We start from the raw sequence: 26,179 nt of genomic DNA, 5'->3' as shown, positions 1-26,179 counted from the left end.
TGCAAGCGGGCAGGGCCATCGCCCCGCCCGCCCGCTCGTGGCGTCGCCGCGTCAGGTCAGGCGACCGTCGCCTTGACGATCTTGCCCGGCGCGCGCGGCGGCTCGCCCTTGGGCAGCGCGTCGACATGCTCCATGCCCGACGTCACCTGGCCCCAGACGGTGTATTGGCGATCCAGGAAGCTGGCATCGTCGAAGCAGATGAAGAACTGGCTGTTGGCGCTGTTCGGGTTGGACGCGCGCGCCATCGAGCAGACGCCGCGCACGTGCGGTTCGCTGTTGAACTCGGCCTTGAGGTCCGGCTGCTCGGAACCGCCCATGCCGGTGCCGGTCGGATCGCCGCCCTGCGCCATGAAGCCCGGAATGACGCGGTGGAACACCACGCCGTCATAGAAGCCGTCCTTGGCAAGCTCGGTGATGCGCGCGACGTGGCCGGGCGCCAGATCGGGGCGCAGCGTGATGACGACGTCGCCACCGCCGCCATTGCCGGTGTCCAGGGTAAGCGTCAGCGTGTCTTCGGCCATAGGGTCTCTCCTTCAGGGATGATGGGGCGCTTAGGCAGCGACGGCGACGGGCGCCAGCCCATATTCCGCCGCCACCAGTTCATAGGATCGGCGGCGAGTGGCGTGATCGGCCATGATGTTGACCAGCATCAGCTCGTCCGCGCCATAGCTCGCCGCCACCGCGTCAAGCCCTTGCCGCACGTCGGCCGGGGTGCCCAGCACGGTGCGGCGGCGTTGGCGGTCGGCCAGGGGATTGTCCGCCAGCCATGCCTCCGCTTCTTCTACCGAGGGGACGGGGATCAATTTGCCCGCCATCAGGTGCGCGAACATCATCTTGGCGGGCAGGGCCAGGCGCTCGGCCTCCGCCCGCGTCGGTGCGGCGATCGTCCAGGTCGCGGCCATGACATAGGGTTCGGCCAGGGCGGCGGACGGGCGGAACTGGCGGCGATATTCCTTGGCGACATGGGCGCCATCCGAATTGATGAAGTCGGCGAAGCAGTAAGGCAGCCCACGCTCGGCGGCCCAGAATGCGGATTCGGGGGAGGAGCCGAGCATCCATATGTCCGGCATCCCCCCGCCACGGGGCAGGGTGGCCTGCAACGGCGCGAACGGATGATCGTCGCCCAGCGTCTGCTCGAAATAGCCGGACAGCTCGTCCAGCTGGTCGGTGAAGTCGTTCGGCATCCGCCGCGACCGGTCGCGCTGCATGGCAAAGGCGGTGCGCTGGTCGCTGCCCGGCGCGCGGCCGAGGCCCAGGTCGATGCGGCCCGGTGCCAGCGCGGACAGCATGGCGAACGTCTCCGCAACCTTGAACGGCGAATAATGGGGCAGCATGATGCCGCCCGAACCCACCCGCATCCTGTGCGTCGCCAGCGCGACCGGGCCGATCAGCGCCTCCGGCGCCACCCCGGCGAGCGCGGGCGAGGCATGGTGCTCCGCCATCCAGTATCGCTCGTAACCCAGCGCGTCGGCGGTGCGCGCCAGGTCCAGCGTGTTGGCAAGCGCATCCACCGCGGTGCCGCCGGCGGGGATCGGCGACTGGTCGAGAACGGAAAGACGATAAGGCATGCGTGCCATATGGGGACGGGTTGCCGCGCATGAAGGGCTGACAAGTCCTCGCCGCCCGCTTAATCGCTCGCCCGAACGCGCGGGGAGTGGGGCCATGAGCGAGACGGACGGCGACATCGGCATTCTCCAGACCGATCCGGTCACCCCCACCCACCATGACGAGGAGGATCGGCTGAAGCCCGAATTCGTCGCCGAGGTGATCGCGGCGGTCGACGAGGGGCAGGTCGCGCGCGCCCGTGCGCTGGTGGAGCCGCTCCACCCCGCCGACATTGCCGACCTGCTGGAACTCGCGCCCAGCGAGCAGCGCCAGCCGCTGGCGAGCGCGCTGGTCGGCCTGATCGACGGCGACGTGCTGGCGGAGATGAACGACTGGGTCCGTGACGAGGTGCTGGAAGCCTTGTCCGCCCAGCAGGTCGCGGACTTCGCGTCCGAACTGGATACCGATGACGCGGTCGCGATCATCGAGGACATGGACGTCGAGGACCAGCGCGAGGTTCTCCACGCGATGGAGCCGGAGGATCGCGCCGCGATCGAGGAGGCTTTGTCCTACCCGGAGGAGTCCGCCGGCCGCCTGATGCAGCGCGACCTGATCGCGGTGCCGGAGCATTGGTGTGTCCGCGACGTGATCGCCTATCTGCGGGGCAATGACGACCTGACCACCGATTTCTGGGAAATCTTCGTGGTCGACATCGCGCACAAGCCGGTCGGCACCTGCAAGGTATCGTGGGTGATGCGCGCGCCCGACGATGCCCCGATCGCGGCGGTGATGCAGCGCGAGCAGACGCTGATCCCGGCCGACATGGATCAGGAGGAGGTGGCGCTCCGCTTCCAGAAATATGCCCTGATCTCCGCCGCGGTGATCGATCGCACCGGCCGGCTGGTCGGCATGGTCACGGTCGACGACGTGGTCCACATCATCCAGGAGGAAGCGGGCGAGGACGTGCTGCTGCTGTCCGGCGCGGGCGAAGGCGACATCAACGAGCCGGTGGTGGACAGCTACAAGGCGCGGGTGCGCTGGCTGATCACCAACCTGGCGACCGCGACCGTCGCCGCGACCATCATCTACCTGTTTCAGGGCACGCTGGAGCGGATGGTCGTACTGGCCGCGCTGATGCCGATCGTGGCCGGTGTCGGCGGGAATGCCGGCACCCAGACCCTCGCGGTGACGGTGCGCGCGCTGGCCACCAACCAGCTCACCCGTTCCAACAGCGTCCGCGCGGTGCGCCGCGAACTGGCGGTGGCGCTGCTCAACGGGGTGACCATCGCGGCCATTATCGGCGTCGTGGTCGGCACGGCCTTCCACAATCTCGATCTCGGCTTCGTAATCGGCACCGCGATGATGGCCAACATCTTCATCGCCGGGCTGGCGGGCGTGTTCGTGCCGCTGACGCTGGAGCGGTTCAAGGCGGACCCGGCCGTCGCCTCGTCCATCTTCGTGACGATGATCACCGACTCGATGGGATTCCTCGCCTTCCTCGGTCTGGCGACCGCAACCGGGCTGACCCGCTAGCGCCCCGCCGCCGCCGCCTTATATCCCTGCAATGGCGGCACTTCACATCACCAAGGTTGCGGTCGGCTGCGGCGATGCCGATGCGTTGCGCGATCGCCTGACCGGGCGCGCGACGGCCGGGGAGACGTTCATCACCACTCGCTATCGCCCGAACCGGCATGCCGAGCTGGTCGGCGGATCGCTGTTCTGGATCATCAAGCATCAGCTGGTCGCGCGCAGCCCGATCCTGCGCTTCGAGGAGGATGAGCGCGGCCATTGCCTGATCCGGCTTGAGCATGCCTTGCTGCCGGTGCGGGCCAGGCCGAAACGCGCGCATCAGGGCTGGCGCTATCTGACGGCGGAAGACGCACCGCTCGACCTGGATGGCGAGGCGGACGAGCTTGCGACCCTGCCGCCAGGCCTGATGAGCGCACTCGCGGCGCTGGCGTTGGTATAGGACCGGCTCAGCCGCAGTGGACGGCGCCCGGCCCGCTCTTGCGGATGTCGCACTGCGCGCCGCCGCGAACGGTGATGTCGCCCGGACCTGACAGGCTGCCGCGCACCGCCCCCGTGGCCGTAAGGGCGATGCTGCCGGGTCCGCTGACCGAGATGGCGGCATCGCGCACCGTCAGTCCCATGGCGCGAATGTCGCCGGGTCCGCTCAGGTCGAGACGCGCCGAAGCGACCCGACCGGCGGCGACGATGTTGCCCGGCCCTGCCAGGCGGAAGTCCACATTGCCGGCCTGGAGGCTGGCGATCGTCATGTCGCCGGGACCGGAGAGGCTGGCGGTAAAGCTGCGTCCCTGAACCCGATCGATGCGGATGGCACCCGGCCCGTCGAGCGCGGCGGCGGAGAGAGCCGGCACCGCAATGTCGATCACGACCGGCTCGCTGTTGCGGTTCCACGTCCAGCTGGAGATCCAGCTGCCCCGGCGCGTGCCGACCACCAATTCGCCATTGCGGACGTCGATCACCAGGCGATCGAGTATCTTTTGCGGTCCGCTGGCGCGCGCCGACGGCCGCGCGCCGGTATGTACGCGGACGTCGAAGGGAACGGTGTTGCGGATACGGTCGAACCCGCCCACCGGGAAGGTTCGGGTGGTAGCGACCGCCGGACCGGCAACGGTGGCGGAGATGAGGGCGGCAAGGACGAGCAGGCGCATCGGAGGGCACTCCACTGTGTTATGCGAGTGCTACACCGAATTGGCGATGCGCGTCAAACAGATGCGTCGGGCATGAAAAAGGGCGGCACCCACCGGGGAGCGCCGCCCTTCCATGGACCCCGGCCGTGCGGTCAGTCCGCGGCGGCGACCTTGTTGTGGATGGCGGCGGCGGCACGCAGGATGTCGAGGATCTTCACCTGCGCCTTGGGCTCGTCGATCTGCTCCATCGCCGCGAGTTCGCGGGCGAGGCGGCTGCACGCCGCTTCAAAGATCTGGCGCTCGGAATAGCTCTGCTCCGGCTGGTCTTCGGCCCGGAACAGGTCGCGCACCACCTCGGCGATCGAAACGAGGTCGCCCGAGTTGATCTTGGCCTCATATTCCTGGGCACGGCGCGACCACATGGTGCGCTTGACCTTGGGCTTGCCCTTCAGCGTGGTGAGCGCGTCGGTCATCTGCGCGTTGGACGACAGCTTGCGCATGCCGACGCTTTCCGCCTTGTTGGTCGGCACGCGGAGCGTCATCCGCTCCTTTTCGAAGCGCAGGACGTACAATTCCAGCTTGGCGCCCGCGATTTCCTGGCTTTGCAGTTCGACCACGCGGCCGACGCCATGCTTGGGATAAACAACATAATCGCCGACGACGAAGCTCAGCGCCTTGGCAGCCATGTAAGACCTTTCTGCTCAAGCGGACCGCAAGGTTCCGGCGGGTCCGTGAGCGGCCCGGCGGCAACAAGGGGCGGTCGGAAACGTATCCAATGCTGCGGATGCCCGCGCGGCATCCGCTTCTCGACCCAGTCTGTAGCAGAAATGGCACGGTAATGCCAGCTTTTCAGCGGCATTACCGGGAATTCATCCGGATAGGTGTTCAGTCGCCCTGGCCGGGTTCCGGCGAAAAATGTGCGTCATACTTGTCCGCCACGCCCTTCCACGCGTCGGCATCGGCCGGTGCATCGCGCTTGCGGGTGATGTTGGGCCATTGTGCGGAGAAGGTGGCGTTGATTTCCAGCCACTTTTCCAGGCCGTTTTCCGTATCGGGCAGGATCGCTTCCGCCGGGCATTCCGGCTCGCACACGCCGCAGTCGATGCATTCGGACGGATTGATGACGAGCATGTTGTCGCCTTCGTAGAAGCAGTCCACCGGACACACCTCGACGCAGTCCATATATTTGCAGCGGATGCAGGCGTCGGTGACGACGTAGGTCATTGAAAGCTCCTCGGACGCGGCGCGCATATGGCGCGGCGGCGCATGGGTCAACCGGCAGCGGACAACAGATCGGTGTAACAGGCCTGCGCCTCGGGCGCGGGGCCGCGCCTTGACGGCAGCGCCTCCACCTTGAGCACGCGCACCCGCCCGTGAAGCGGAAATGCCAGTACGGAGCCCGCACGCACTTCCGCATGGGCGCGATCGACCACCCGCCCGTCGAGGCGGATATGCCCGTCTGCGACCAGGTGCTGCGCCAGCCCACGGGTCTTGACCAGCCGGACGAAGAACAGGAACTTGTCGATCCGCATCAGAGCCGGAGGTCGGCCAGCGCGCCAAAGGCATTGCCGGGGCGGGCCAGCGCGGGGCGGTCGGCCGGGGCGGGGCGCTTGCCCTTCCAGATCCAGCCCTGCTCGCTTGCACGGAAGCCCAAGGCCAGCATCAGCTGGGTGAAACTGGCCGGCAGCAGGCCGAGCGAGGTGGCGAGGCCGGGGTCGGGCACGAAGGCCTTGCGCCCCGACCGGGCATCATGGGCATTGCGCGCCAGCCGTTCGATCTGGTCCACCCGCAGCATCTGCGCGCCGAGCGCGCGGAATCCGCTGATCAGAAAGGCGGTACAGGTGGCCGAGTCGCGCGGGGTGGAAACCGACACCGCGCCGATCGGGGGAAGGAGCGGCATGACGCCATTGTCCTGCGCCATCGCCAGCGCCACCCGCCAGCGGGCCGCTTCGGGCTTGAGCAGGGCTGGCACGAAGATGTCGAGCGTGCCGATCCGCACGCCCAGCCGATTTACAGGCCCGCGCAAATCGCGCTGGAGCGTGGCCAGCGCCGGTTCCAGTCCCTTGCGCTCAATCACGCCACCGGCCTCGCTCAAGGGCGCCAGCAGCGCGCGCGCGGCCGCCGGCTGATCGGGATCGCGGGCCGCCGCGTGGATCGCGGCAAGTGGGGCAAGGTGGCGGGCGATACCATGGTCCAGCCACGTCTGCAGCCGCGCGAACACGCCCTGGCGATCGGCCGGCGTCAGCGCATCCAGCGCGCGGTGCAGTTCCAGCTTGGGGCCGAGCAGCCCCTTGCCCCGGCGCAATCGGGCGACCACGTCGCCGCGCCAGAACAAAGCCACCGGCCGGCCGGCATCGGTGGCAAGGCTGAACTGCGCATCCTCGTCCGCGATCAGCGTCGCCGCCCTGCGGGCAAGCTCTGCCCCGAGCCGGCGTTCGGCGGCCGCCATCAGCCGCTTCATGTCGCCATGCCGGGCGGACGCATCCGCCTTGAAGCGGAAGCCGATCAGCTCGCCGATCGCCTCGCCGTCCACCGTGACGGTGCCGTCCTCCGCCACCTTGATCGGCAGCAGGTCCGCGCCCTTGGCGCCGAGATCGCGCATCAGCACGGACGTGCGCCGGTCGACGAAACGCTGGGTCAGGCGCTGGTGCAGCGCGTCCGACAATTTCTCCTCCAGCGCGCGGGTGCGCTCGGCCCACAGGCCGGGCTCCGCCAGCCAGTCCGGGCGGTGGGCGATATAGGCCCAGGTGCGCACCGCCGCGAGGCGATCGGCCAGGGCCTCCACATCGCCCTGGATGGTGTCGAGCCGCGCCAGCTCGTCCGCGAACCATTGCACCGGCAGGCGGCGATCGCCCTCGCTCAGGTGGCGGAAGATGCGCGCCACCATGCGGCTGTGCGGCTCCGCCCCGGTCTTGCGGAAGTCGGGCAAACCGCACGCGCTCCACAGCCGCGCCACCATCGCCTCCCCGCGCGCGCGCTCGCGCACCCACGGCTCGTCCGCCAGCCGCTTCAGCACCGCCAGGTCGATCGCCTGCGGTGCGGCGCGCAGCACCAGATTGTCGGGTCGGCGCTCCAGGTCCGCGATCAGGCGATCGACCGAGAGCAGGCTCGGCTGGCCGTCGCGCCAGTAGAGATGGTCGAGCGGCGGGAAGCGATGCTCCTCGATCGCCAATACCTCCTCATCCTCGAACTGGGCGGGCTGCCCTTCCAGTCCCAGGCTGCCGAAGGTGCCGTCGCGCTGGTGCCGCCCGGCGCGTCCGGCGATCTGTGCCATCTCCGCCACCGTCAGCCGGCGCGTCCTGCGCCCGTCGAACTTGCGCAAGGAGGCAAAGGCGACATGCGCCACATCCATGTTGAGGCCCATGCCGATCGCGTCGGTCGCGACCAGGTAATCCACCTCGCCCGCCTGGAACATCGCGACCTGGGCATTGCGGGTGCGCGGCGACAGAGCGCCCATCACCACGGCTGCCCCGCCCCGCAGGCGGCGCAGCATCTCCGCCACGGCATAGACCTCCTCCGCCGAGAAGGCGACCACCACCGATCGTTTGGGCAGGCGCGACAGCTTGGCCGGGCCGGCATAGGTCAGGGTAGAAAAACGCGGGCGAGTGATGATGTCGGCATCCGGCGTCAGCGCCTTCAGCATCGGGCGCAACGCCTCCGACCCCAGCAGCATCGTTTCTTCACGGCCGCGCGCGCGCAGCAGTCGGTCGGTGAAGACGTGGCCCCGCTCCGGATCGGCGCCCAGCTGCGCCTCGTCCAGCGCGACAAAGGCGAACTCCCGGTCGAGCGGCATGCTTTCGGCGGTGGTGAGGAAATAGCGCGCCTTGTCGGGCACGATCTTCTCCTCGCCGGTAACCAGCGCGACCGAATCCGCCCCCTTGATCGCGACCACGCGCTCATAGACTTCGCGCGCCAGCAATCGCAGCGGAAAGCCGATCATGCCGGAGGAGTGGCCGCACATGCGCTCCACCGCCAAGTGGGTCTTGCCCGTATTGGTCGGGCCCAGCACCGCAACCAGCGGCTCGGCGGCGAAACGCGTCATGGCAGGCTCAAGATGGCGCAAACCGAGCCAAAAGCAAGGGATCAACGGGTTCCGATGCAGATCATCGCTTTAGCGGGAAAACGCCGCATTTCGTCGCAGCTGTTACGGATAATAGGTCTGATTAGTTTGACTTTAACACCTGGTGTCCACAGTCCTGTCGCCCTGCCCGGCAAAAAGATCGGGAAGCCCAGGGATGGCAGGGGATCCGGCATGTATCTGCGCAACAGTGAAGGTTTCGGCGGTGGCGGCGCCATCGCGATCCAGGCGCCCGTGCCGATCCGCCTGACCCCGCGCGACCGGCTGCGCCACGGCCTGGACCGTGCGACCCAGGCCGAACTGGTGGTGGACCTCGGCCAGCGCATCGGCAGCCGCGAATGGTGGCGCGGGCTTGCGACCTGTACCGCCCTGTGCGGCGTGGCGCTGGCGTTCGCGCCGGGCATCCGCCCGCTGCCCGGCCCGGTTGCGGCGCCGCTTGGCCCTGCCCAGGCGCAGGAGATGCGGGCCCAGGCGATCAGTCCGACGGCATTCGGCGCGGACACGGGCCGCAAGGTGGTGCCGACCGCATTGGCCGAGCGCCTGGCGGATACGCCCGAGCGGCCGCAGGTTCAGGTGACGGCGACGCTCGGCTCGGGCGACGGCTTCGCCCGCGTGCTCCAGCGTAACGGCGTGGGCGAGGATCAGGCCAAGGTCGTCGCCGCCGCCGTCAGCCAGGCGGTCGCCCTGGGTGAGATCAGGTCCGGCACCAAGCTCGACATGACGCTGGGGCGGCGGGGCAGCAAGCGCGTGGCGCGTCCGCTGGACATGCTGGCGTTCCGCGCCAAGTTCGACCTGGCGCTGGAGGTCGAGCGCACGGGCGACAGCTTCCGCGTCAAGCGCATTCCGATCGCCGTGGACGATACGCCGCTGCACATTGTCGGCTGGGTCGGTTCCAGCCTGTTGTCCGCCGCACGCGCCGCCGGTGCGCCCGCCAGCTCGATCCAGACCTATCTGCGCGCCATCGCCCAGCATCTGTCGATCGGCAGCCTCCGCTCCAACGACCGCTTCGACATGGTGGTGGAGCATCGCCGCGCCGCCACCGGCGAAACCGAGACGGGCGGCCTGCTCTATGCCGGAGTCGATCAGGGCAAGCGCAAGCTGCGCCTGCTGAAGTGGATTCAGGGCGGCAAGCAACAGTTCTTCGATGCCGCTGGTGTGGGGGAGAGCCGCGGCGGCATGAAGATGCCGGTGGCGGGCCACCTCACCTCCAGCTTCGGCATGCGCTTCCACCCGGTGCTGGGCTATGGCCGCATGCACAAGGGGATCGATTACGGCGCGCCGATGGGCTCGCCGATCGTCGCCGCCACCACCGGCCGGGTTACCTTTGCCGGCTGGCATGGCGGGCACGGCAATTACGTCCAGATCCGCCACGATGGCGGGCTCGGTACCGGTTATGCGCATATGAGCCGGATCAAGGTTCATGCGGGTGAATCCGTCGCCGCCGGCCAGGTGATCGGCTATGTCGGTTCCACCGGCCTGTCCACCGGCCCGCACCTGCATTTCGAGGTGTTCCGCAACAATGTCGCGGTGAACCCCGCCGCCGTGAAGTTCGTGCAGGCGGCGCGTCTTGCCGGATCGGAATTGGCCCGCTTCCGGGCCACGCTGGCGCGGCTGACCTCGGTCCGGGTGTCCGGCTCCTAGGCTTCGTCCGGCGCGCGCGCCACGATGGCCAGAGCGTGGACGCGATCGCGCAGCAATTCCCCCAGCGCGCTGTTCACCAGCCGATGACGCTGCACCCGTGACGCGCCGGCAAAGGCGTGGGCGACGATCTCCACCGTGAAGTGGCTTTCCCCGCGCGGATCATGCCCGGCATGGCCGCGATGCTTGGCGCTGTCGTCGATCACGGCCAGCCGTTGGGGGGACAAGGCGGCCGCCAGACGCCGTTCGATTTCGGCCGCGACCGGCCCGGTGGGATGTTGCTCCATGGCGCCTATATAGCGGGGTTCAAGGGAGAATCACTGTTGCCCGACGCCAAGTCCCGTCAGCCCCGCTTCCATGGTCGTGTTCCCGGGGCCCGGGCGTGCAGCGCCCCCGGTTGCGTCGCCGCGGGCGAGTTCCGCGCGCCCGTCAGGGGTGGCACACGGCCGACAGCCGACAGTCCGGGCGACTATCAATGGCTGTGCCTGGATCATGTCCGCGCCTTCAACGCCAGCTACAACTTCTTCGAAGGGATGAGCGCGGAGGAGATCACCGCCCAGCAGACCCCCTATGCGGGTTGGGAGCGGGAGACGCGGGCGTTTGCGGCGGCATCCGGCGCGACCCCGCGCTGGGCCGACTTCATCGATCCGCTGGACGCGATCCAGGCCCGCTACGGCGCCGGTCGCCAGGCACCGCGCAATGACGGCAAGCCGTTGAGCGACGCGGACCGCCGCGCGCTCAAGGTGCTGGGGCTGGAGGCCGATGCCGACCGCCGGGCGCTTCGCCAGCGTTACAGCGAACTGGTCCGCCGCTACCACCCCGATCGCAACGGCGGCGATCGCAGCCAGGAGCGCGCCCTGCAGGCGGTGATCGAAGCCTATGGTCAGCTGAAGAAAGCGCCCGCCTTCGCCTAGGCATCACGGGGCGACCGTGCCGCCTGGGTTCGCCACGATCAACGGCAGTCGGTCTCGACGGCTGACAAGAGAGGATGAGGCCCGGAACGCGCATCGGCGCCAGGGCGAGCCGCCGTTACGGTCGGCAGGAAGATGCGGGGGCGGGCAATCTGGCGCCGCTGATGCGCCGCTGCGTTGCGTGCCGTGCCGAACCCGATGGCCCAGCGGATCGGCGTCCGCTCCCGTGCGGTGCCGGCGCCAAGCCGTATGGCTTGGTCCCGGACACCGCCTGGTCGAAGCGTTCAGACCTTCTTGCGGGTCCGGCGCGCGGCCGGTGCAGCCTCGCCGCTCTTGCGGCCCAGGCCAATCGCCTTGGCAAGGTCGCGGCGCTTTTCCGCATAATTGGGGGCGACCATCGGATAGTCCGCCGGCAGCTTCCACTTGGCGCGATATTCCTGCGGGGTCATGCCGTAATTCGTCTGCAGGTAGCGCTTCAGCATGGTCAGCTTCTTGCCGTCTTCCAGGCATATGATGTGATCCGGCTTGACCGAAGAACGGATCGACACGGCCGGCTTCTGCTCGGCCTGCTCCGGCTCCTGCGGCTCTTCGCCCAGACCGGACAGGGCGCTGTGCACCTTGGCGATCAATTCGGGTAGCTCGCTGACCGCCACGCGATTGTGGCCGACATGCGCGGCAACGATTTCCGTGGTCAGGGTAAGCAGGTCGATCGCGTTTTCTTCGGACATTGCATATGCTCTACTAAAGGATTTGGGAGGGCTAGCAGAAGCTTCGCTCCGGTGCGAGCATTTTAACTACGTGCGGCCCGACTTGGTTTCACCTGGATCAGTGCTTGTTTCTGTCGGAACCGAAACGAAACGGGCCGACACAACGTGCCGGCCCGACCGCAGGGATATGTCCCGCCAGAAACCCGTAAGGGTTACTTGACGTGGGCAGAGACGTGCTTGTTCATTTCAAACATGCTGACGCTCTTTTTGCCGAAGATCTTTTCGAGCTTGTCGTCGGCGTTGATCTGACGCTTGTCCTTGGGATCCTGAAGATCGTTCTTCTTGATGTACTCCCACAGCTTGCTGACGATCTCGCTGCGGGGCATCGCGCCCGAACCGACCACGGCTGCCAGATCTTCCGATGGAGTGACGGGCTTGTGGATGCCGCCTGTTTTTGCTGCCTGTGCCATAAAAAAAGTCCTCCTTTTGCGGCCCCTCTCTCAAGGCTCTCCTTGCTATCTCGCCGCAAAGGGATTTTGGCAAGCCCTGCCCCCGGTGCCCCGCGCTTCAGCCTTTATGGAGCGCGTCGGGCTTGTGGGCGGCGCGTTTGCCGTCGTCGGTCTCCACGATATATTCGGGATTGTCCTCGGACGCCGCGACATGGTGGCCCTTGATGTCGGTCGGGCTGGTCTGTTTCTTCACCACCTTGCCGTGGGCCGTTCCGCCGTGGCTGTTCCAGCTGACCTTGTCGCCTTTGTGCAGTTCGGACGCCATCTTCGCTCTCCTCGCGATCTGCGGGAGCCAATCGCCGGCCCGCGAATTGGTTGCACCATCGCGTAGTCGGGGGAGGGGCGGCATGAGCCAGGACAGCTTGATCTTCACGCCGGACGATGTCGATCTCGCCCGGTCGCCGCTGCGCCGCTCGCTGAGCGTGCCGACCTATGTGCTGGGCGCGTTCAATCCCGGCATGACGCGCCTGCCCAACGGCAATCTGCTGCTGATGGTGCGCGTGGCGGAGGCGTTGAGCGAGCCGGTGGAGGACGACCATGTCCGCGCGATCCGCTGGACGCCGGCCGGTTACGTGCTCGACGATCACCCGCTTGCCGGCGTGAACATGAGCGATCCGCGCCAGTTCGACGTCGGCGGCGGCAATTACCGGATGCTGGCGCTGACCTCGCTGTCGTGGCTGCTGCCGGTGGAGATCACGCCCGACGGCCGCGGCATCGTGGCGATCCATTACGACAAGGCGATCGAGCCGGCCGCGCCCTATCAATGCTATGGCGTGGAGGATGCGCGGATCACCCGCATCGGCGATCGCTGGTACATGACGACCTGCTCGGTCGCGCCGGAACGCCATTCCACCACGCTGCACGTTTCCGAGGACGGGTTGAATTATCGGCTGCTCGGCATCGTGCTGGACCACCAGAACAAGGATATGATCCTGTTCGAAGGGCTGGTGGGCGGCAAGTTCCTGGCGCTGACCCGGCCGCTGGGCGAAGTGTATTTCGCCTACCCGCACGACAGCGAGTGGATGGGCGGCCCGTCCATCAACCTCGCCCAATCGCCCGACGCGCTGCACTGGAAACCGCTCGACCAGCCGTTCCTGCGTCCGCGCAAGGGTGCGACCTCGTCCATGAAACTGGGTGGCGGCAGCCAGCCGATCCTGACGCCGGATGGCTGGTTGATGATCTATCACGGGGTCGAGACGCGCCAGAAGGTCGGCATCTACCGCAGCTTCTGGGCTCTGCTGGACCGGGACGAGCCGTGGCGCGTCCTGCGCCTGGAGGATAAGGAGCCCCTGCTGGAGGCGAATGCGGCCCTGACCGCGCCGATCGCACAGCAGCTCTATCTGCCGACGGAGGTGGTGTTCACCACCGGCATTGCGGACGCCGGCGACCATTATGTCGTCGCGTCGGGCGAAGCGGACCTCGCCTGCCGCATCACCCACATCCCCAAGGCGCGCTTCGCCTGACCCAGCGGAACCAAGCCGGAATATGGACGCTTGGCGACCAGCAACAGCGAAGGGCATCGATCTGACCGCGGCATCACCCCCGACACCGCGCTGGTGGGAGCGCGGCGTGATCTATCAGGTCTATCCGCGATCGTTTCAGGACACGAACGGGGACGGGGTCGGCGATCTCGCCGGCATCGAGCGCCGACTCGATCATCTGGTGGCGCTGGGCGTCGATGCAGTGTGGATTTCGCCCATCTTTCCGTCGCCGATGGTCGATTTCGGCTATGACGTGGCGGATTATACGGGCGTCCACCCATTGTTCGGCACGCTGGCGGATTTCGACCGATTGCTGGCGGCGGCCCATGCGCGCGGGCTCCGGCTGCTGCTCGACTTCGTGCCCAACCATTCGTCCGACCAGCATCCCTGGTTCGTGGAAAGCCGCTCCTCGCGCAGCAATCCCAGGCGCGACTGGTATATCTGGCGTGATCCCGCGCCGGATGGGGGGCCGCCCAACAACTGGATCAGCGATTTCGGCGGCTCCGCCTGGCAATGGGACGTCGGCACCGGCCAATATTATTACCACGCCATGCTGACCGAGCAGCCCGACCTCAACTGGCGCAATCCGGAACTGAGGGCGGCGATGCTGGACGCCATGCGCTTCTGGTTCGACCGTGGCACCGACGGTTTCCGCGTCGACATATTGTGGCACATGATCAAACATGCCGACTTCCCCGACAATCCCGCCAACCCGGACTGGCGCGAGGGGATGGCGGACATGCACAAGGTGCTGCAGCTCCATTCGACCGATCAGCCGGATGTGTTCGCCATCGCCGCCGAGATGCGGGCGCTGGCGGACAGCTATGACGACCGGGTGCTGGTGGGCGAGATCTATCTGCCGGTCGAACGGCTGATGGCCTATTACGGCAAGGACGGGGACGGCGTGCACCTGCCGTTCAATTTCCAGCTGATCGACGCGGCGTGGGATGCGCGCAGCCTGCATCGCATGATCCGGGACTATGACGCCGCCCTGCCGCAGGGCGGCTGGCCCAATTGGGTGCTCGGCAATCACGACCGGCCGCGCATCGCCACGCGGGTCGGGGAGGCGCAGGCGCGCGTGGCGGCGATGCTGCTGTTGACGCTGCGCGGTACGCCCACGCTCTATTATGGCGACGAGATCGGGCTGACCGACGGCGCGATCCCGCCCGACCGGGTGCGGGACCCGCGTGAGCTGCGCGAGCCGGGGCTCGGCTTCGGCCGCGATCCGGTGCGCACGCCGATGGCGTGGGACGGCGGCCCTCAAGCAGGTTTCTCCGCCGCCGAGCCATGGTTGCCGCTCCATGCCAACTGGCGGACCCGCAACGTCGCGGGCCAGGCGGATGACGCGCGCTCCATGCTGTCGCTCCACCGCGATCTGCTGCGGCTGCGGCGCGCGCATTCCGCGTTGGCGACGGGATCGCTGACCATGATCGAGGCGGAGGGCGACGTGATCGCCTACCAGCGCGTATCAGGGAGTGAGCGGATCGTCGTCGCGCTCAACCTGGGCCGTGATCCCCAGGCGGTGCCGGTTCGTGGCACGCTCCTGCTCTCGACCATCGGCTCGGACGTCTTCACAGGGCGGCTGGAGCCCGACGAGGGCGTCATTCTTCTGGTTCAGGACTGACATCATCTATGCGGATTGCCATGCTCGCGCCGATTTCCTGGCGCACCCCGCCGCGCCATTACGGACCGTGGGAACTCGTCACCAGCCTGCTGACCGAAGCCCTGGTCGCCAAGGGCGTGGACGTCACCCTGTTCGCGACGGCCGATAGCGAGACCGCCGGCACGCTCGCGGCGGTGGTGCCGGCCGGATATTCGGAGGACCGCACGCTCGACGCCAAGGTGATGGAGATGCTGCACGTCTCCCACGTGTTCGAGCGCGCGGGCGAATTCGACCTGATCCACAACCAGGCGGATTTCGTGCCGCTCGCTTTCTCCCGCCTGGTGGATACGCCGCAGGTGACGACGATCCACGGCTTCTCGTCCGAACGGATCGTGCCGGTGTTCAAGCGGTACGAGGACCGGGTCCATTATGTCGCCATCTCGGACGCGGATCGTCACCCCGATCTGCATTATGCGGCGACGATCCACCACGGCATCCGGCTGGATGAGTTTCCGTTCGATGCGGATGGCGGCGACGATCTGCTCTTCTTCGGACGGATGCACCCCGACAAGGGCGCGGCCGATGCGATCAAGGCGGCGGCCGCAACGGACCATCGGCTGACCATGGCCGGGATCATTCAGGACGAAGGTTATTATGCGCGCGAGGTCGCGCCCTTCATCGACGGCGACCGTGTCGTCTTCAACGGGCCGATCGGCGGCGCGGCGCGGCTGAAGGCCTTGGGCGGGCACAAGGCGTTGCTCCACCTGATCGGGTTCGACGAGCCGTTCGGCCTGTCGGTGGTGGAGGCGATGGCCTGCGGCACGCCCGTCATCGCCTATAATCGCGGCTCCATGCCCGAACTGATCGAGGACGGGGTCAACGGCTTCCTGGTCGACAGCTTCGACGAGGCGGTGGCCGCGATCGGGAGCGTGGACAGGATCGACCGCGCCGCCTGCCGCCGCTCGGTCGAGCAAAGTTTCTCGGTCGAGCACATGGCCGACCGCTATCTGGAATTGTACGAACGTATCCTCAGCGGCCGACAAACATGAAGCAGGCCGCCCCGCCGATGCAGGCGAAGGCACCGGCATAGCGCCAGCCGAGCGGCTCCTTCAGCACCAGCAGCGCGAAGACGGCGAACACCGCCAGAGTCACGCATTCCTGCATGATCTTCAGCTGGCCCGCCGACAATCCGTGCGCATGGCCGAAGCGGTTGGCCGGCACCGCCAGCCAATATTCGGCCAGCGCGATGCCCCAGCATGCGAACACCACCACCCACAAGGGCGCGGCCGGAAACTTCAGGTGACCATACCAGGCGGTGATCATGAAGCTGTTGGACAGGATCAGCAGGGCAAGCACGGTCAGGGATGGCGGCATGAGCGGGCTGTCTCCTCGATCAGGGGCGTCCTTTAGCGGAACCGGGGAGGCGCGCCATGCGTCCGCCAGTGATGACCCGTTTATTCCACGTCTCCGACATTCATTTCGGCCGCGAAGACCAGGCGGCGGTCCGCTGGTTCGCCGACATGGTGCACGCCGAACGACCGGACGCGGTGGTCTGCACCGGCGACCTCACCATGCGCGCGCGATCGCACGAGTTCGAGGCGGCGGGAGCCTGGCTGAAGAGCCTGGACGTGCCGGTCACGGTGGAGGTCGGCAACCACGATCTGCCCTATTTCAACCCGTTCGCCCGCCTGCTGAACCCCTATCGCCGCTACCAGGCGGTGGAATCGATGATCGAGGCCGAACTGGACCTGCCGGGCGTGCTGGTCGTCCCGCTGAAGACCACCGCGCGCTTCCAGTTGCGCAACCTGTCGCATGGGCGCGTGTCCAGGAGCGGATTGAAGGCGGCACTAGCCATGCTGGCGGACAAGCCCGCCGGCTCCACCGCCCTGATCGCGGCGCATCACCCGCTGATCCGCACCGATTTCGTCGGCCACGGCGATACCATACGTGGCCCGGAAGCCCTGACCATGCTGGCCGAGGCCGGCGCCGATGCCGTGCTGAGCGGCCATGTCCATGATGCGTTCGACGTCGAGCATCGTCATGCCGGACGCACGATCCGCCTGATCGGGGCGGGCACATTGTCCCGCCGGGTGCGCAGCACGCCGCCATCCTTCAACGAGATCGCGATCGGTCGCGGTCGGCTGGACGTCACCGCGCGCACCATGTGACGCGACGCTTGCCGATGGCGGGCGGGCAGGCCATCCTGGTCGGATGCGCCACCTGATCCTTGCCGCCGCCCTGCTCGCCATGCCCGCCGCCGCCGCGCCGGCCGACCCGATCACGGCGCGCGTCGCCCGCATCCTCAGGGCCACGCCCCTGATCGACGGTCATAACGACTGGGCGGAGGCGTTGAGCGAGCGGGAGGGCGAGGGCCGCTGGACGATCGACCTGACACAGGGGCTGGAACGCAAGCCCGTGCCCTACAATAACGACATCGACCGCCTGCACGCGGGCATGGTCGGGGGCACCTTCTGGTCGGTCTATGTGTCGCCGGCGCTGCCGCCGTTGGAGCAGATCAAGGATACGCTCCAACAGATCGATCTCGTGAAGCAGATTGCGGCGCGCTATCCCGACAGCTTCGCGCTGGCGCGGACCGCCGCCGACGTGCGCCGCATCCACAAGGCGGGGCGTATCGCCTCGCTGATCGGGGTGGAGGGCGGGGGGCAGATCGACGAGAGCCTGTCCGTGCTGCGTGCCTATCATGAGCTGGGCGCCGGCTATCTGACGCTGACCCATTCCCGCACCATCTCCTGGGCGGACAGCGCGACCGATACGCCCGCGCACGATGGGCTGACGCCCTTTGGCGAGGCGGTGGTGCACGAACTCAATCGGCTGGGCATGCTGGTCGACCTCAGCCATGTCAGCGAAGCGACCATGCGGGACGCGCTCCGCGTCTCCAAGGCACCGGTCATCTTCTCCCATTCCTCGGCCCGGGCGCTGGACGACCATCCCCGCAACGTGTCGGACGATGTGCTGCGGATGGTCGCCGCGAATGGCGGGGTGGTGATGGTCAATTATGCGCTCGCCTATGTGTCCGACGACTATCGCCGTTGGTCGGCGGATCGCCGCGCCGAGCAGACCCGGCTCAACGCGCCGCCCTTTGGCGGCCTGTATATCGGTCAGCCCGACAAGGCGGCGGCGGCGCTGGCCGAATGGGACAAGGCGCATCCGGCGCCCAAGGTCACGCTGTCGACCGTGGCCGATCATATCGACCATGTCGCCAAGGTAGCGGGCGTCGATCATGTCGGCATCGGTTCCGACTTCGACGGCGTGGAAAACGCCCTGCCCGAGGGGCTCGACAGCGTGGCGACCTATCCGGCGCTGATCGGCGAGCTGCTGCGCCGGGGCTGGACAGACGCTGACGCCGCCAAGCTTGCCGGGGGCAATATCCTGCGGGTCATGGCGGCGGCGGAGGCGGTCGCCGCATCCATGAAGGGTGAACTGCCCGGCACGGCCACCGTCGGCGCGCCGCCCCCCGCGCCCGACACTCAGGCGCGTAGCCGGAACGCGACGGCAGCCACGCAATAGAGCGCGATCGTCAGCTGGAGCCACAGGCACAGGGCGACCACCGCCGCTGCCCGGATCGCGATCGGCGGCAGCCCGCTCTGCCCGGCCGCCTGGGCACAGGCGCCGAGCAGGAAGGACCGGTGCGACGTGTCCCCGATACCGTGATGCTGGATCATGTCTGCTTCTCCACCGGAGAGGGCGCGCGCCTCAGCCGATCATCTGGACTGGGGCGGTCGCCGACAGGATGCAGGCGGCGCTGACGACGAAGGTGACAAAGCCGATGCCGAACTGGGCGGCGAGCGAGGACAGGACGATGTTCATGGTGTTTCTCCCTGGATGCATCGCCGTGGATCCGGCGATGTCTTCATTGTTGCAGGGAGCGTGCCAAGTTCGTCGCAGAGCGCATCGTGCCGGTATCGGCGTGAATGGCTGGTGGAATATCCTAACAGATGGCGTCGTTCATCCGGAGTTGGCGGATCATGCCTTGCGCTTGCGATGTTCGCCGCGCACCCAGCGCACCGTGCCGGAACTGGCGCGCATCACCACGCTTTCGGTCGACACGCAGCCCGGTCGCCGCTTGACGCCTTGCAGCAGCGATCCGTCGGTTACGCCGGTGGCGGCGAAGATGGCGTCGCCCTTCACCAGATCCTCCAGCTGGTACACGCGGTCGAGGTCGGTCACGCCCCATTTGCGGGCGCGGGCGCGCTCATCCTCGTTGCGGAACAGCAGCCGGCCCTGGAACTGTCCGCCGACACAGGCGAGCGCGGCCGCCGCCAGCACCCCCTCCGGCGCGCCGCCCGATCCCAGGTAGATGTCGATGGTGGTTTCCGGGTCGGTGACCGCGATCACGCCGGCGACGTCGCCGTCGGGGATCAGCATGATGCCGCAGCCGATCTGGCGCAGCTCCGCGATCAACTTGTCATGGCGCGGCCGGTCGAGCACGCAGGCGATGATCTCGTGCGAGTCGACGCCCTTGGCCTTTGCCAGCGCCTGCACATTCTCGGTCGGGGTGCGATCCAGCCCGACCAGCCCGCGCGCATAGCCGGGGCCGATCGCCAGCTTCTCCATATAGACGTCGGGCGCGTTGAGCAGACCGCCTTCCTCCGCGATGGCCAGCACCGCCAGCGCGTTCGGGCCCGATTTGGCGGTGATGGTGGTGCCTTCCAGCGGATCCAGCGCGATGTCGATCCTGGGACCGGTGCCGCGCCCGACCTTTTCGCCGATATAGAGCATCGGCGCCTCGTCGCGCTCACCCTCGCCGATCACCACCGTGCCGTCGAAGTCGAGGTCGTTGAAGGCGGCGCGCATGGCTTCCACCGCCGCTGCATCCGCCGCTTTCTCGTCGCCGCGTCCGATCAGGCCGGAGGCGGCGATGGCGGCGGCCTCGGTCACGCGGACCATCTCCAGCACCAGCACGCGATCGAGTGTTTTCGATGGTTCAACCGCCATGGCCCGTCTCCCCTTTTATCTGCGGGCGACGCTAGGCCGCACCCGTGACAAAGTCGAGAAGCGGCCGGTCAGCTGTCCAGAATGTGCATCAGCATCGGTGCGCCGAGCAGGCTGGACGAGCCCTGCAGCCGGTCGAGCGCGGCCGCGACGCAGCGTTCCGGCCCGTCATGCGTCACCATCACCAGCAGCACGCTGCCGTCGGCGGCGGCTCCGCGCTGGATCAGGCTTTCGATCGACACGCCGGCATCGCGCATCGCCGCCGTAAGCTCGGCCAGCACGCCGGGCTTGTCCGCGACGGTGAAGCGCAGATAGGCACGCCCCCGCCGCTCGCCCGCCGGCGCTGTTTCCGCCGTGGCCAGGCTCTGCACCGGCATGGAGAAAGCCGGGCCATATTCCCCGCGCGCGATGTCGATCAGGTCGGCCACCACCGCGCTGGCGGTCGGCCCTTCGCCCGCACCCCGCCCCTGGAACAGCAGCCGGCCGACATAATTGCCCTCCGCCACCACCGCGTTCAGCGATCCCGTGACATGCGCCAGCGGATGGTCGATCGGCACCAGGCAGGGGTGGACGCGCTGGAACAGGCCCTTGGTCCCCGCTTCGCCCAGGCCGACCAGGCGCACCTTGAAGCCGAGTGCGGCCGCCTCGGCAATGTCGGCGGCAATGACGTGGCGGATGCCGGTGACGGCCACGCTCGGAAAGTCGATGGTGGTGCCGAACGCCAGGCTGGAGAGGATCGACAGCTTGTGCGCGGCATCGATGCCGTCAATGTCGAAGCTGGGGTCCGCCTCCGCATAGCCCAGCGCCTGCGCCTCCGCGAGCACGTCGGCAAAGTCCCGCCCGGCCGTTTCCATGGTCGACAATATGTAGTTGCAGGTGCCGTTCAGCACGCCGTAGACATGGTGGATCGCGTTGGCGGCCGCGCCCTCGCGCAGGCCCTTGATGACGGGAATGCCGCCCGCCACCGCCGCTTCATATTTCAGGGCGGTGCCGGCGCGCTCGGCCGCTTCCGCCAGCTCAAGCCCATGGTGCGCGATCATCGCCTTGTTGGCGGTGACCAGCGCCTTGCCCCGGGCGAGCGCGGTACGGGCCAGCGTCAAGGCGGGACCATCCGATCCGCCGATCAGCTCCACCACCGCATCCACATCGTCGCGGGCGGCGAGGCTGGCGGTATCGTCGACCCACTCCACCCCAGACAGGTCGATGCCGCGGTCGCGGCTGCGGTCGCGGGCGGATACGGCGACCAGCGCGATCCCGCGGCCGGCGCGGCGTTCGATCAGCGCCTGGTTCTCCGCCAGAAGTTTCACCACACCGCCACCGACGGTGCCGAGCCCCGCAAGGGCGATCCGCAGCTTCTCTGTCATGGCGGCACCCTAGCGGTGCGTGCTGCCGTTGCAACCTGCCTGCCCCCATCCGGCTGGAACGGGCCGCCTTGCCCCTCGTTCTTGTCCCGTCCGAAGGAGAGAGACGATGACCGACCAGCAGACCAACACGCCGGACGATGTCGAGGCGATGACGGACGAGCAGCGCAGCGCCCTGTTGCAGGAAGAGGCGGCCCGCGGTGCGCAATTCGGCCAGCAGGGCGACCGCGTGGACACCGGCCTCGGCAAGATGGGTGGCGCGGGCGCGCAAGGCGGGATCGGGCCCGACATCGCCGAACAGAGCAACCCCGCGACAAAGCCGCTATGACCGGGCGTCCCGACCAGGGTGAGGTCCAGGGTGAGGTCCAGGGTGACGGCGGCGCGCTGGAGCGCGGCCATCACCCCACCTTTCCGGCCAATGGCGAAGTGCATGGCTCCGGTGCGGGGGCGGGCGGCGGCGGCACGCCGGAAGATTTCGATTCGGATGCGGCGAGCGGCGATGCCGGCGACCTGCAACCCAGCCGCCCGGCACCCGTGGGAACGGGTGCCGACGCGTCATCACATAACAGCCGTTAGTCGCGCGCCTTGCGCGTCCGGCGGGTCCGGGCCTTCGGCTCGGGCTTCGCCTTGCGTGCGAGCAGCGGCCCTGCGATCAGCAGACCGATCGCACCCGCGACCGCGCCACCGATCAGGGTGATGCCCAGCGCGCCCAAGGCGGTCGGCACGGCTGCCTCGGCGTTGTTCTTCTTGGCGACCGGCAGGTCGACGCGCGGCTGCGGCGCGGGGTGAGCCGGATAGGGCGCCTGCGCGGCGGGCGGCAGCGGGGTCGGCGCGGTGGTTTGGTCGTCTTGCATCAGATCTCCCCTTCATATCGGTCCAATTCGTTTCACCCAACGCACTGATCCCCATTCCGCCGCATATGGCTAATGGCGGTTTACAGCTGCGGTTTATGCAAGCGCCGTCGCGCGCTTCCAAATTGCCTACTGCACATGCGAATAATATTGTTGCGGTGCACAACGACAAAAAGACCAGCGAGAGGGCAAGTCCAATCCGATGGAGATTGCCATGATCAAGTTCGTTCTTCCGCTCGCCGCCCTGTTCACCGCCGCTCCCGCCTTTGCCGATGCCCCGCTCGCTTTCCAGCGCGACGGCATGGATGTGGTCGGCACCGTCAGCAACCAGGGCGATGTCCGCATCATCAAGGGTGTCGATCGCAACAGCGGCAAGCCGTTCGACCTTCGCGTCAAGAAGGGCTACGTTACCGGCTACATCGACGGCCAGCGCGTGTCCTATCCGGCGCCCAAGGCCAGTGCGGTGCAGCTCGCCAGCCGCTGATCGACCGTTCCTGAATGAAGCCAAGAGGCGGGGCCGCAAGGCTCCGCCTTTTGTCTGTGTGGCAATGTCCGGCTGCGACGATCGGCCTGCGCTATACGCCGCGCTGCGCCGCGCCGGTCAGGTAGCCTGCAGCTTGTTGTCCGCGAACGATCGCGCGTCGATCTCCGACCAGTCCAGCTCCTCCTGCAACCGCCGGTAGACATCGTCGGCGACGATGCTTTGGCGGCGCATGTCGTGCAGCATGGTACGTTGCCGGGCGATCACCTCCAGGTGCAGCCGGTCGAAATCGGACGCGGCCTGCGGATCGTCCGCGTGGGCCGCCACATGGCCGGCCGCGCCATAACGGGTGCGCAGTGCCCGTGCCGCCGCGTCGTCGCGCGTGCCGAGCGTGGTAAGGCCCGCCTCGATCAGTTGCTTGCGCGCGGTGGCGATCTTTTCGCCCAATTGCGCATCCTCCCCGATCCGGAGCCAGCGGATCAGCGGCCCGAGCGTCAGGCCCTGGATCACCAATGTACCGATCACCACGGTGAACGCCGCCAGCACGATCTGGTCCCGTCCGGGCAGCGCGGCCGGCAAGGCGAAGGCCGTGGCGAGCGTCAGCAGCCCCCGCATACCCGACCAGGAAATGACCAGGGCCGCCTTCCAGGGCGGCGGCTCGGGCAGCCAGGACGGGCTCCACCGCCGGGTGACAAAGCCCTCCAGCCAGCGGATCAGCAGGATCCAGGCGACGCGAACGACCAGTACCGTCGCCAGGATCAGCAGGGAAAAACCGATCATCGGCCACCGTTCCTGCGGCGCCAATCGGCCGAGCACCTCGCGCGATTGCAGCCCCATCAGCATGAACGCGACCACGTTCAGCACCAGGATCGCCGCCGCCCACACCGCCGAGGTCTGGACGCGGTCGCGCGCGGACTGGTTGATCGGACGATATTGCGAGATGATCATGCCGAACGACACCACCGCCAGCACGGGCGACAGATGCAGCCGTTCCGCCACCAGCCACACCGCGAAGGTGACGGCGAAGTCGACCAGGCTCGATCCCAGCGTGCCCGAGAAGAGTGGAATGATGCGGAGGTAGCCCCAGGATACCGCCAGCCCGAACAGGATGCCGCCCGGCGCCTCCGCCGCCAGCATCCATGGCGACTCGCTTTCCCCCACGCCCGCCGCCGACAGGGTCAGGGCCAGTCCGAACAGAAGCAGCGCGGTAGCGTCGTTGAGCAGGCTTTCGCCCTGCAGGATCAACAGGCCGCGCCGGGGTATGCCGACCTCGCTGACCACCGCCTCCGACGCGGCGGCGTCCGGCGGGGCGACGATTGCCCCCAGCGCCAGCGCCGATGCGAGCGGCAGGCCGCCGACCGCCATCCCGGCGAGCGTCACCGCCCCTGTCGTCACCATCACCGCGAACACGGCCAGCGACAGCAGCGGAAACCAGTAGCGCAGCAAGGCCCGCGGGCTGGTGTGATAGGCCGCGTGCAACAGAGCGGGCGCGATGAACAGCGCCAGGGCAAGGCTGGGGTCCACCGCGATGTTGGGCGCAAGCGGCAGGGCGGCGACGCCCAGCCCCGCGCCGGCCAGCAGCGTCGGGTAGGGAATGTTCAACCGGCGCGCCGCCACCAGCAGCATCAGCGCGGCGAGCAGGATCGCATCGAGGGTCTGGAAAAGGCGCACGCTGGTTAACGACCGCGACACCGGAGGGCTCCGCCCGATCGAGCGAGCACCGTATTTTGTCCGCGCATGGCAGGCGGGACGGCGCAAGCGGCCCGTCGCCTATCCAGTGCCGCCGATCCGCTGTAGAAACCATCGATGTCGGCATGACAGCGGGGGCGCGTGGACCAGCAGGCGCCGCCATGATCCGCGCCAGCCAGGAGATCGCACTTGAGAATATTGCCCGTGTTCGGCTCCGCCTTGGCGCTCCTGTGTACGCCGGCACTCGCGCCCGCGCCCGCCTTTGCAACCCCGCTGCATGGCATCCACGTCTCGCAGTTTCGCGATTACACGTCGGCCGAGCCGTTCCTGGACCAGGCACAGCTGCACCGCCCGTGGACGAACGCCGACCGGACCCCGGCCAGCGTCGGGGCGGACGGTTGGCCGCTCGGCAACAATGTCGGGCGGGTGATCAGCATGTTTCCGGTGATGCCGGGCACGCGCAGCTATACGATCATCAAGAAGGGCGAGATCAAGGCGCTCAGCCTCCGCAACGTGCCCGTCAAGTTCAACGGCAATCGCGGCACGGTCACGCTGACAGCGCCGTCGGACAATACCGTGCAGGCGAAGCTGGACCCGGCCGGCACCGGCCCGGTCAGCTTCGTGATGGTCGAGACCTCCCTGCTGCCGCGCTACCAGAAGGGCGAGATCTTCCGGCCGGACTATATCTACTGGCTGAAGCCGTTCGGCATGATCCGGTTCAAGAGTTGGGGCGACAATGACGGCGCCTTCCCGGGACTGCCCGCCCGCCATGCGAAGGACGCGGCTTTGCTGTCCAACATGCTGGGCGCGGACATGTGGTGGAACATCCACCGCGACATGACGGAGGCGCAGATCGTCGAGGAAGTGCGGACGATCGCCGCGACGCTCGACAGCAAGCGCAAGCTGGTGCTGGAATGGTCCAACGAATCCTGGGGCGGCATTCCCAACAACTACAAATATGTGAAGGCGCTGGGCGACCCGGACGAGGTCTATGGGCTGCGCTCGGGTCAGGCGGCCAGGGTGGTCGCCAGGATAACGCCGCGCGCGCAATGGGCGCTCAACGGCCAGTGGGCCACTCCCGCCCGTTTTACCAAGATCATGCGGGGTTGGGACCAGTCGGGTGCCCCGCGTAGCCTGATCCGCGCCTGGACGGTCGCGCCCTATATCGGGATCAGCAACAAGGAGGAGATGCAGACCGTCTGGAAGGGCTTCTCCGACCGCAACGATGTCGCGGGCGCGCTCGCCTATCTGGAACAGCGCCGGGTCGCACGCGCGCCGCTATTCGCCCAGCACAAGAAGCTGGCGGACAGCATCGGCGCCGAATTGTGGGCTTACGAGTACAACACCAGCATCTACACGCAGGCGCCCTTCATCTCCAAGGAGGACCGTCCGGCCGTGACCGAGTTTACCGGCCGGGTGCTGCACAGCCGGGAAGCGGCCGAGATCGTGCGCCGCATGATCCATGAAGGGACGGCCGCCGGCGTGCGCCACTGGAGCTTCTACGACCTGGCCGGCCCTGGCAGCCAATATGGCTTCTGGGGCGCGATCCCGAATACCGGCCTGAAACAGCCCTATCCGATGATGGACATGCTGCTGCAGGAAATCGGCCCCGCCAAGGTCCGCGAGCGTGGAGCATATCCGGGATAAGGATGCGGTTGCCGGCCGATATGCGCGGCCTTCGGGGCGCGTCGGTTGTACGCGGGCCATAACGGCCCCGG

At 67.7% G+C, this 26,179-nt stretch carries 30 protein-coding genes; 13 read left to right on the top strand and 17 right to left on the bottom strand.

Features of this window, described 5'->3' with window-relative positions:
- Nucleotides 1-56 precede the first annotated feature (56 nt).
- Nucleotides 57-521: a peptidylprolyl isomerase gene (locus Q0D93_RS10145; RefSeq protein WP_294393537.1), complete on the bottom strand. Its 465-nt coding sequence runs from the start codon at nt 519-521 to the stop codon at nt 57-59.
- 30 nt (nt 522-551) lie between these two features.
- Entirely contained in the window at nt 552-1,568 is a 1,017-nt protein-coding gene (locus Q0D93_RS10140) for an LLM class flavin-dependent oxidoreductase (RefSeq protein WP_294393534.1), read from the bottom strand.
- Nucleotides 1,569-1,662: 94 nt separating this feature from the next.
- On the opposite strand from Q0D93_RS10140, the gene mgtE reads away from it, so the two are divergent.
- Both mgtE and Q0D93_RS10130 read left to right on the top strand, forming a co-directional pair.
- Nucleotides 1,663-3,078 (top strand): magnesium transporter, encoded by a 1,416-nt coding sequence (gene mgtE / locus Q0D93_RS10135; RefSeq protein ID WP_294393531.1) that lies wholly within the window; start codon nt 1,663-1,665, stop codon nt 3,076-3,078.
- Between the two features lie 31 nt (nt 3,079-3,109).
- Nucleotides 3,110-3,514 (top strand): DUF1489 domain-containing protein, encoded by a 405-nt coding sequence (locus Q0D93_RS10130; protein ID WP_294393529.1) that lies wholly within the window; start codon nt 3,110-3,112, stop codon nt 3,512-3,514.
- A gap of 7 nt (nt 3,515-3,521) precedes the next feature.
- On the opposite strand, the gene Q0D93_RS10125 is transcribed toward Q0D93_RS10130, so the two are convergent.
- The 5 genes from Q0D93_RS10125 to Q0D93_RS10105 all read right to left on the bottom strand — a co-directional run bounded on the left by Q0D93_RS10125 (nt 3,522) and on the right by Q0D93_RS10105 (nt 8,241).
- Nucleotides 3,522-4,220: a head GIN domain-containing protein gene (locus Q0D93_RS10125; RefSeq protein ID WP_294393526.1), complete on the bottom strand. Its 699-nt coding sequence runs from the start codon at nt 4,218-4,220 to the stop codon at nt 3,522-3,524.
- Nucleotides 4,221-4,351: 131 nt separating this feature from the next.
- On the bottom strand, nt 4,352-4,885 hold the full coding sequence (locus Q0D93_RS10120) for a CarD family transcriptional regulator (protein WP_294393522.1): 534 nt from the start codon (nt 4,883-4,885) through the stop codon (nt 4,352-4,354).
- 199 nt (nt 4,886-5,084) lie between these two features.
- Nucleotides 5,085-5,423 (bottom strand): ferredoxin FdxA, encoded by a 339-nt coding sequence (gene fdxA, locus Q0D93_RS10115; RefSeq protein ID WP_294393519.1) that lies wholly within the window; start codon nt 5,421-5,423, stop codon nt 5,085-5,087.
- 47 nt (nt 5,424-5,470) lie between these two features.
- A complete protein-coding gene (locus Q0D93_RS10110) occupies nt 5,471-5,731 on the bottom strand; it encodes an RNA-binding S4 domain-containing protein (RefSeq protein ID WP_294393515.1) in 261 nt (86 codons plus the stop codon).
- Complete coding sequence (locus Q0D93_RS10105; protein WP_294393512.1) at nt 5,731-8,241, bottom strand: helicase-related protein; 2,511 nt, start codon at nt 8,239-8,241, stop codon at nt 5,731-5,733. Before Q0D93_RS10105 ends, Q0D93_RS10110 begins: the two co-directional genes overlap by 1 nt.
- 210 nt (nt 8,242-8,451) lie before the next feature.
- Here Q0D93_RS10105 and Q0D93_RS10100 point away from each other — a divergent pair, with 210 nt between their 5' ends.
- A complete protein-coding gene (locus tag Q0D93_RS10100; RefSeq protein ID WP_294393510.1) occupies nt 8,452-9,918 on the top strand; it encodes a M23 family metallopeptidase in 1,467 nt (488 codons plus the stop codon).
- Here Q0D93_RS10100 and Q0D93_RS10095 read toward each other — a convergent pair.
- Nucleotides 9,915-10,202: a BolA family protein gene (locus Q0D93_RS10095; protein WP_294393507.1), complete on the bottom strand. Its 288-nt coding sequence runs from the start codon at nt 10,200-10,202 to the stop codon at nt 9,915-9,917. The genes Q0D93_RS10100 and Q0D93_RS10095 overlap by 4 nt on opposite strands.
- Nucleotides 10,203-10,238: 36 nt before the next feature.
- Here Q0D93_RS10095 and Q0D93_RS10090 point away from each other — a divergent pair, with 36 nt between their 5' ends.
- Nucleotides 10,239-10,829 carry a J domain-containing protein gene (locus tag Q0D93_RS10090; RefSeq protein ID WP_294393505.1) on the top strand — a complete coding sequence of 197 codons (591 nt, stop codon included), beginning with the start codon at nt 10,239-10,241 and terminating at the stop codon, nt 10,827-10,829.
- Nucleotides 10,830-11,110: 281 nt separating this feature from the next.
- Here Q0D93_RS10090 and Q0D93_RS10085 read toward each other — a convergent pair whose 3' ends face one another.
- The 3 genes from Q0D93_RS10085 to Q0D93_RS10075 all read right to left on the bottom strand — a co-directional run bounded on the left by Q0D93_RS10085 (nt 11,111) and on the right by Q0D93_RS10075 (nt 12,307).
- Nucleotides 11,111-11,554, bottom strand: coding sequence for a MucR family transcriptional regulator (locus Q0D93_RS10085; RefSeq protein ID WP_294393503.1), 444 nt, complete (start codon nt 11,552-11,554; stop codon nt 11,111-11,113).
- 191 nt (nt 11,555-11,745) lie between these two features.
- Nucleotides 11,746-12,003, bottom strand: coding sequence for an SWIB/MDM2 domain-containing protein (locus Q0D93_RS10080; protein WP_294393500.1), 258 nt, complete (start codon nt 12,001-12,003; stop codon nt 11,746-11,748).
- A 97-nt stretch (nt 12,004-12,100) separates the two neighbouring features.
- Nucleotides 12,101-12,307, bottom strand: coding sequence for a DUF2945 domain-containing protein (locus Q0D93_RS10075; protein ID WP_294393498.1), 207 nt, complete (start codon nt 12,305-12,307; stop codon nt 12,101-12,103).
- Nucleotides 12,308-12,389: 82 nt separating this feature from the next.
- On the opposite strand from Q0D93_RS10075, the gene Q0D93_RS10070 reads away from it, so the two are divergent.
- The 3 genes from Q0D93_RS10070 (at nt 12,390) to Q0D93_RS10060 (ending at nt 16,175) form a co-directional block, all read left to right on the top strand.
- Entirely contained in the window at nt 12,390-13,505 is a 1,116-nt protein-coding gene (locus tag Q0D93_RS10070) for a glycosidase (protein ID WP_294393495.1), read from the top strand.
- 106 nt (nt 13,506-13,611) lie between these two features.
- On the top strand, nt 13,612-15,147 hold the full coding sequence (locus Q0D93_RS10065; protein WP_366510272.1) for an alpha-amylase family glycosyl hydrolase: 1,536 nt from the start codon (nt 13,612-13,614) through the stop codon (nt 15,145-15,147).
- 8 nt (nt 15,148-15,155) lie between these two features.
- Nucleotides 15,156-16,175, top strand: coding sequence for a glycosyltransferase family 4 protein (locus tag Q0D93_RS10060; protein WP_294393491.1), 1,020 nt, complete (start codon nt 15,156-15,158; stop codon nt 16,173-16,175).
- Here Q0D93_RS10060 and Q0D93_RS10055 read toward each other — a convergent pair.
- Entirely contained in the window at nt 16,156-16,488 is a 333-nt protein-coding gene (locus tag Q0D93_RS10055; RefSeq protein WP_294393607.1) for a DMT family protein, read from the bottom strand. The two genes, Q0D93_RS10060 and Q0D93_RS10055, sit on opposite strands and share 20 nt — an antisense overlap.
- A gap of 83 nt (nt 16,489-16,571) precedes the next feature.
- On the opposite strand from Q0D93_RS10055, the gene Q0D93_RS10050 reads away from it, so the two are divergent.
- Complete coding sequence (locus Q0D93_RS10050) at nt 16,572-17,294, top strand: metallophosphoesterase (protein WP_294393605.1); 723 nt, start codon at nt 16,572-16,574, stop codon at nt 17,292-17,294.
- Between the two features lie 43 nt (nt 17,295-17,337).
- Nucleotides 17,338-18,654 (top strand): dipeptidase, encoded by a 1,317-nt coding sequence (locus Q0D93_RS10045; RefSeq protein WP_294393489.1) that lies wholly within the window; start codon nt 17,338-17,340, stop codon nt 18,652-18,654.
- Here Q0D93_RS10045 and Q0D93_RS10040 read toward each other — a convergent pair.
- The 3 genes from Q0D93_RS10040 to Q0D93_RS10030 all read right to left on the bottom strand — a co-directional run bounded on the left by Q0D93_RS10040 (nt 18,615) and on the right by Q0D93_RS10030 (nt 21,443).
- Entirely contained in the window at nt 18,615-18,809 is a 195-nt protein-coding gene (locus tag Q0D93_RS10040; RefSeq protein ID WP_294393485.1) for a hypothetical protein, read from the bottom strand. The two genes, Q0D93_RS10045 and Q0D93_RS10040, sit on opposite strands and share 40 nt — an antisense overlap.
- Nucleotides 18,810-19,110: 301 nt before the next feature.
- Entirely contained in the window at nt 19,111-20,082 is a 972-nt protein-coding gene (glpX, locus tag Q0D93_RS10035; RefSeq protein ID WP_294393483.1) for a class II fructose-bisphosphatase, read from the bottom strand.
- 68 nt (nt 20,083-20,150) lie between these two features.
- Entirely contained in the window at nt 20,151-21,443 is a 1,293-nt protein-coding gene (locus tag Q0D93_RS10030; protein WP_294393481.1) for a homoserine dehydrogenase, read from the bottom strand.
- Nucleotides 21,444-21,549: 106 nt separating this feature from the next.
- Between Q0D93_RS10030 and Q0D93_RS10025 the strand changes: the two genes are divergently transcribed.
- Entirely contained in the window at nt 21,550-21,768 is a 219-nt protein-coding gene (locus Q0D93_RS10025; RefSeq protein WP_294393479.1) for a hypothetical protein, read from the top strand.
- Nucleotides 21,765-22,016 (top strand): hypothetical protein, encoded by a 252-nt coding sequence (locus Q0D93_RS10020; RefSeq protein WP_294393478.1) that lies wholly within the window; start codon nt 21,765-21,767, stop codon nt 22,014-22,016. The genes Q0D93_RS10025 and Q0D93_RS10020 overlap by 4 nt, the downstream gene beginning before the upstream one ends.
- On the opposite strand, the gene Q0D93_RS10015 is transcribed toward Q0D93_RS10020, so the two are convergent.
- On the bottom strand, nt 22,013-22,294 hold the full coding sequence (locus tag Q0D93_RS10015) for a hypothetical protein (RefSeq protein ID WP_294393476.1): 282 nt from the start codon (nt 22,292-22,294) through the stop codon (nt 22,013-22,015). The genes Q0D93_RS10020 and Q0D93_RS10015 overlap by 4 nt on opposite strands.
- Before the next feature lie 211 nt (nt 22,295-22,505).
- On the opposite strand from Q0D93_RS10015, the gene Q0D93_RS10010 reads away from it, so the two are divergent.
- A complete protein-coding gene (locus tag Q0D93_RS10010; protein WP_294393474.1) occupies nt 22,506-22,775 on the top strand; it encodes a hypothetical protein in 270 nt (89 codons plus the stop codon).
- Nucleotides 22,776-22,892: 117 nt separating this feature from the next.
- Here Q0D93_RS10010 and Q0D93_RS10005 read toward each other — a convergent pair whose 3' ends face one another.
- Complete coding sequence (locus Q0D93_RS10005; RefSeq protein WP_294393472.1) at nt 22,893-24,464, bottom strand: sodium:proton antiporter; 1,572 nt, start codon at nt 24,462-24,464, stop codon at nt 22,893-22,895.
- A 186-nt stretch (nt 24,465-24,650) separates the two neighbouring features.
- Between Q0D93_RS10005 and Q0D93_RS10000 the strand changes: the two genes are divergently transcribed.
- Nucleotides 24,651-26,108, top strand: a complete 1,458-nt coding sequence (locus tag Q0D93_RS10000) for a hypothetical protein (RefSeq protein WP_294393469.1) — start codon at nt 24,651-24,653, stop codon at nt 26,106-26,108.
- Nucleotides 26,109-26,179: the final 71 nt, after the last annotated feature.

The organism is uncultured Sphingomonas sp., assembly GCF_934560975.1.
In the GTDB taxonomy this organism is placed as follows: domain Bacteria; phylum Pseudomonadota; class Alphaproteobacteria; order Sphingomonadales; family Sphingomonadaceae; genus Sphingomonas_I.
Note: the sequence above shows the minus strand (reverse complement) of the source record. Positions and strands in the feature narration are given on the sequence as shown.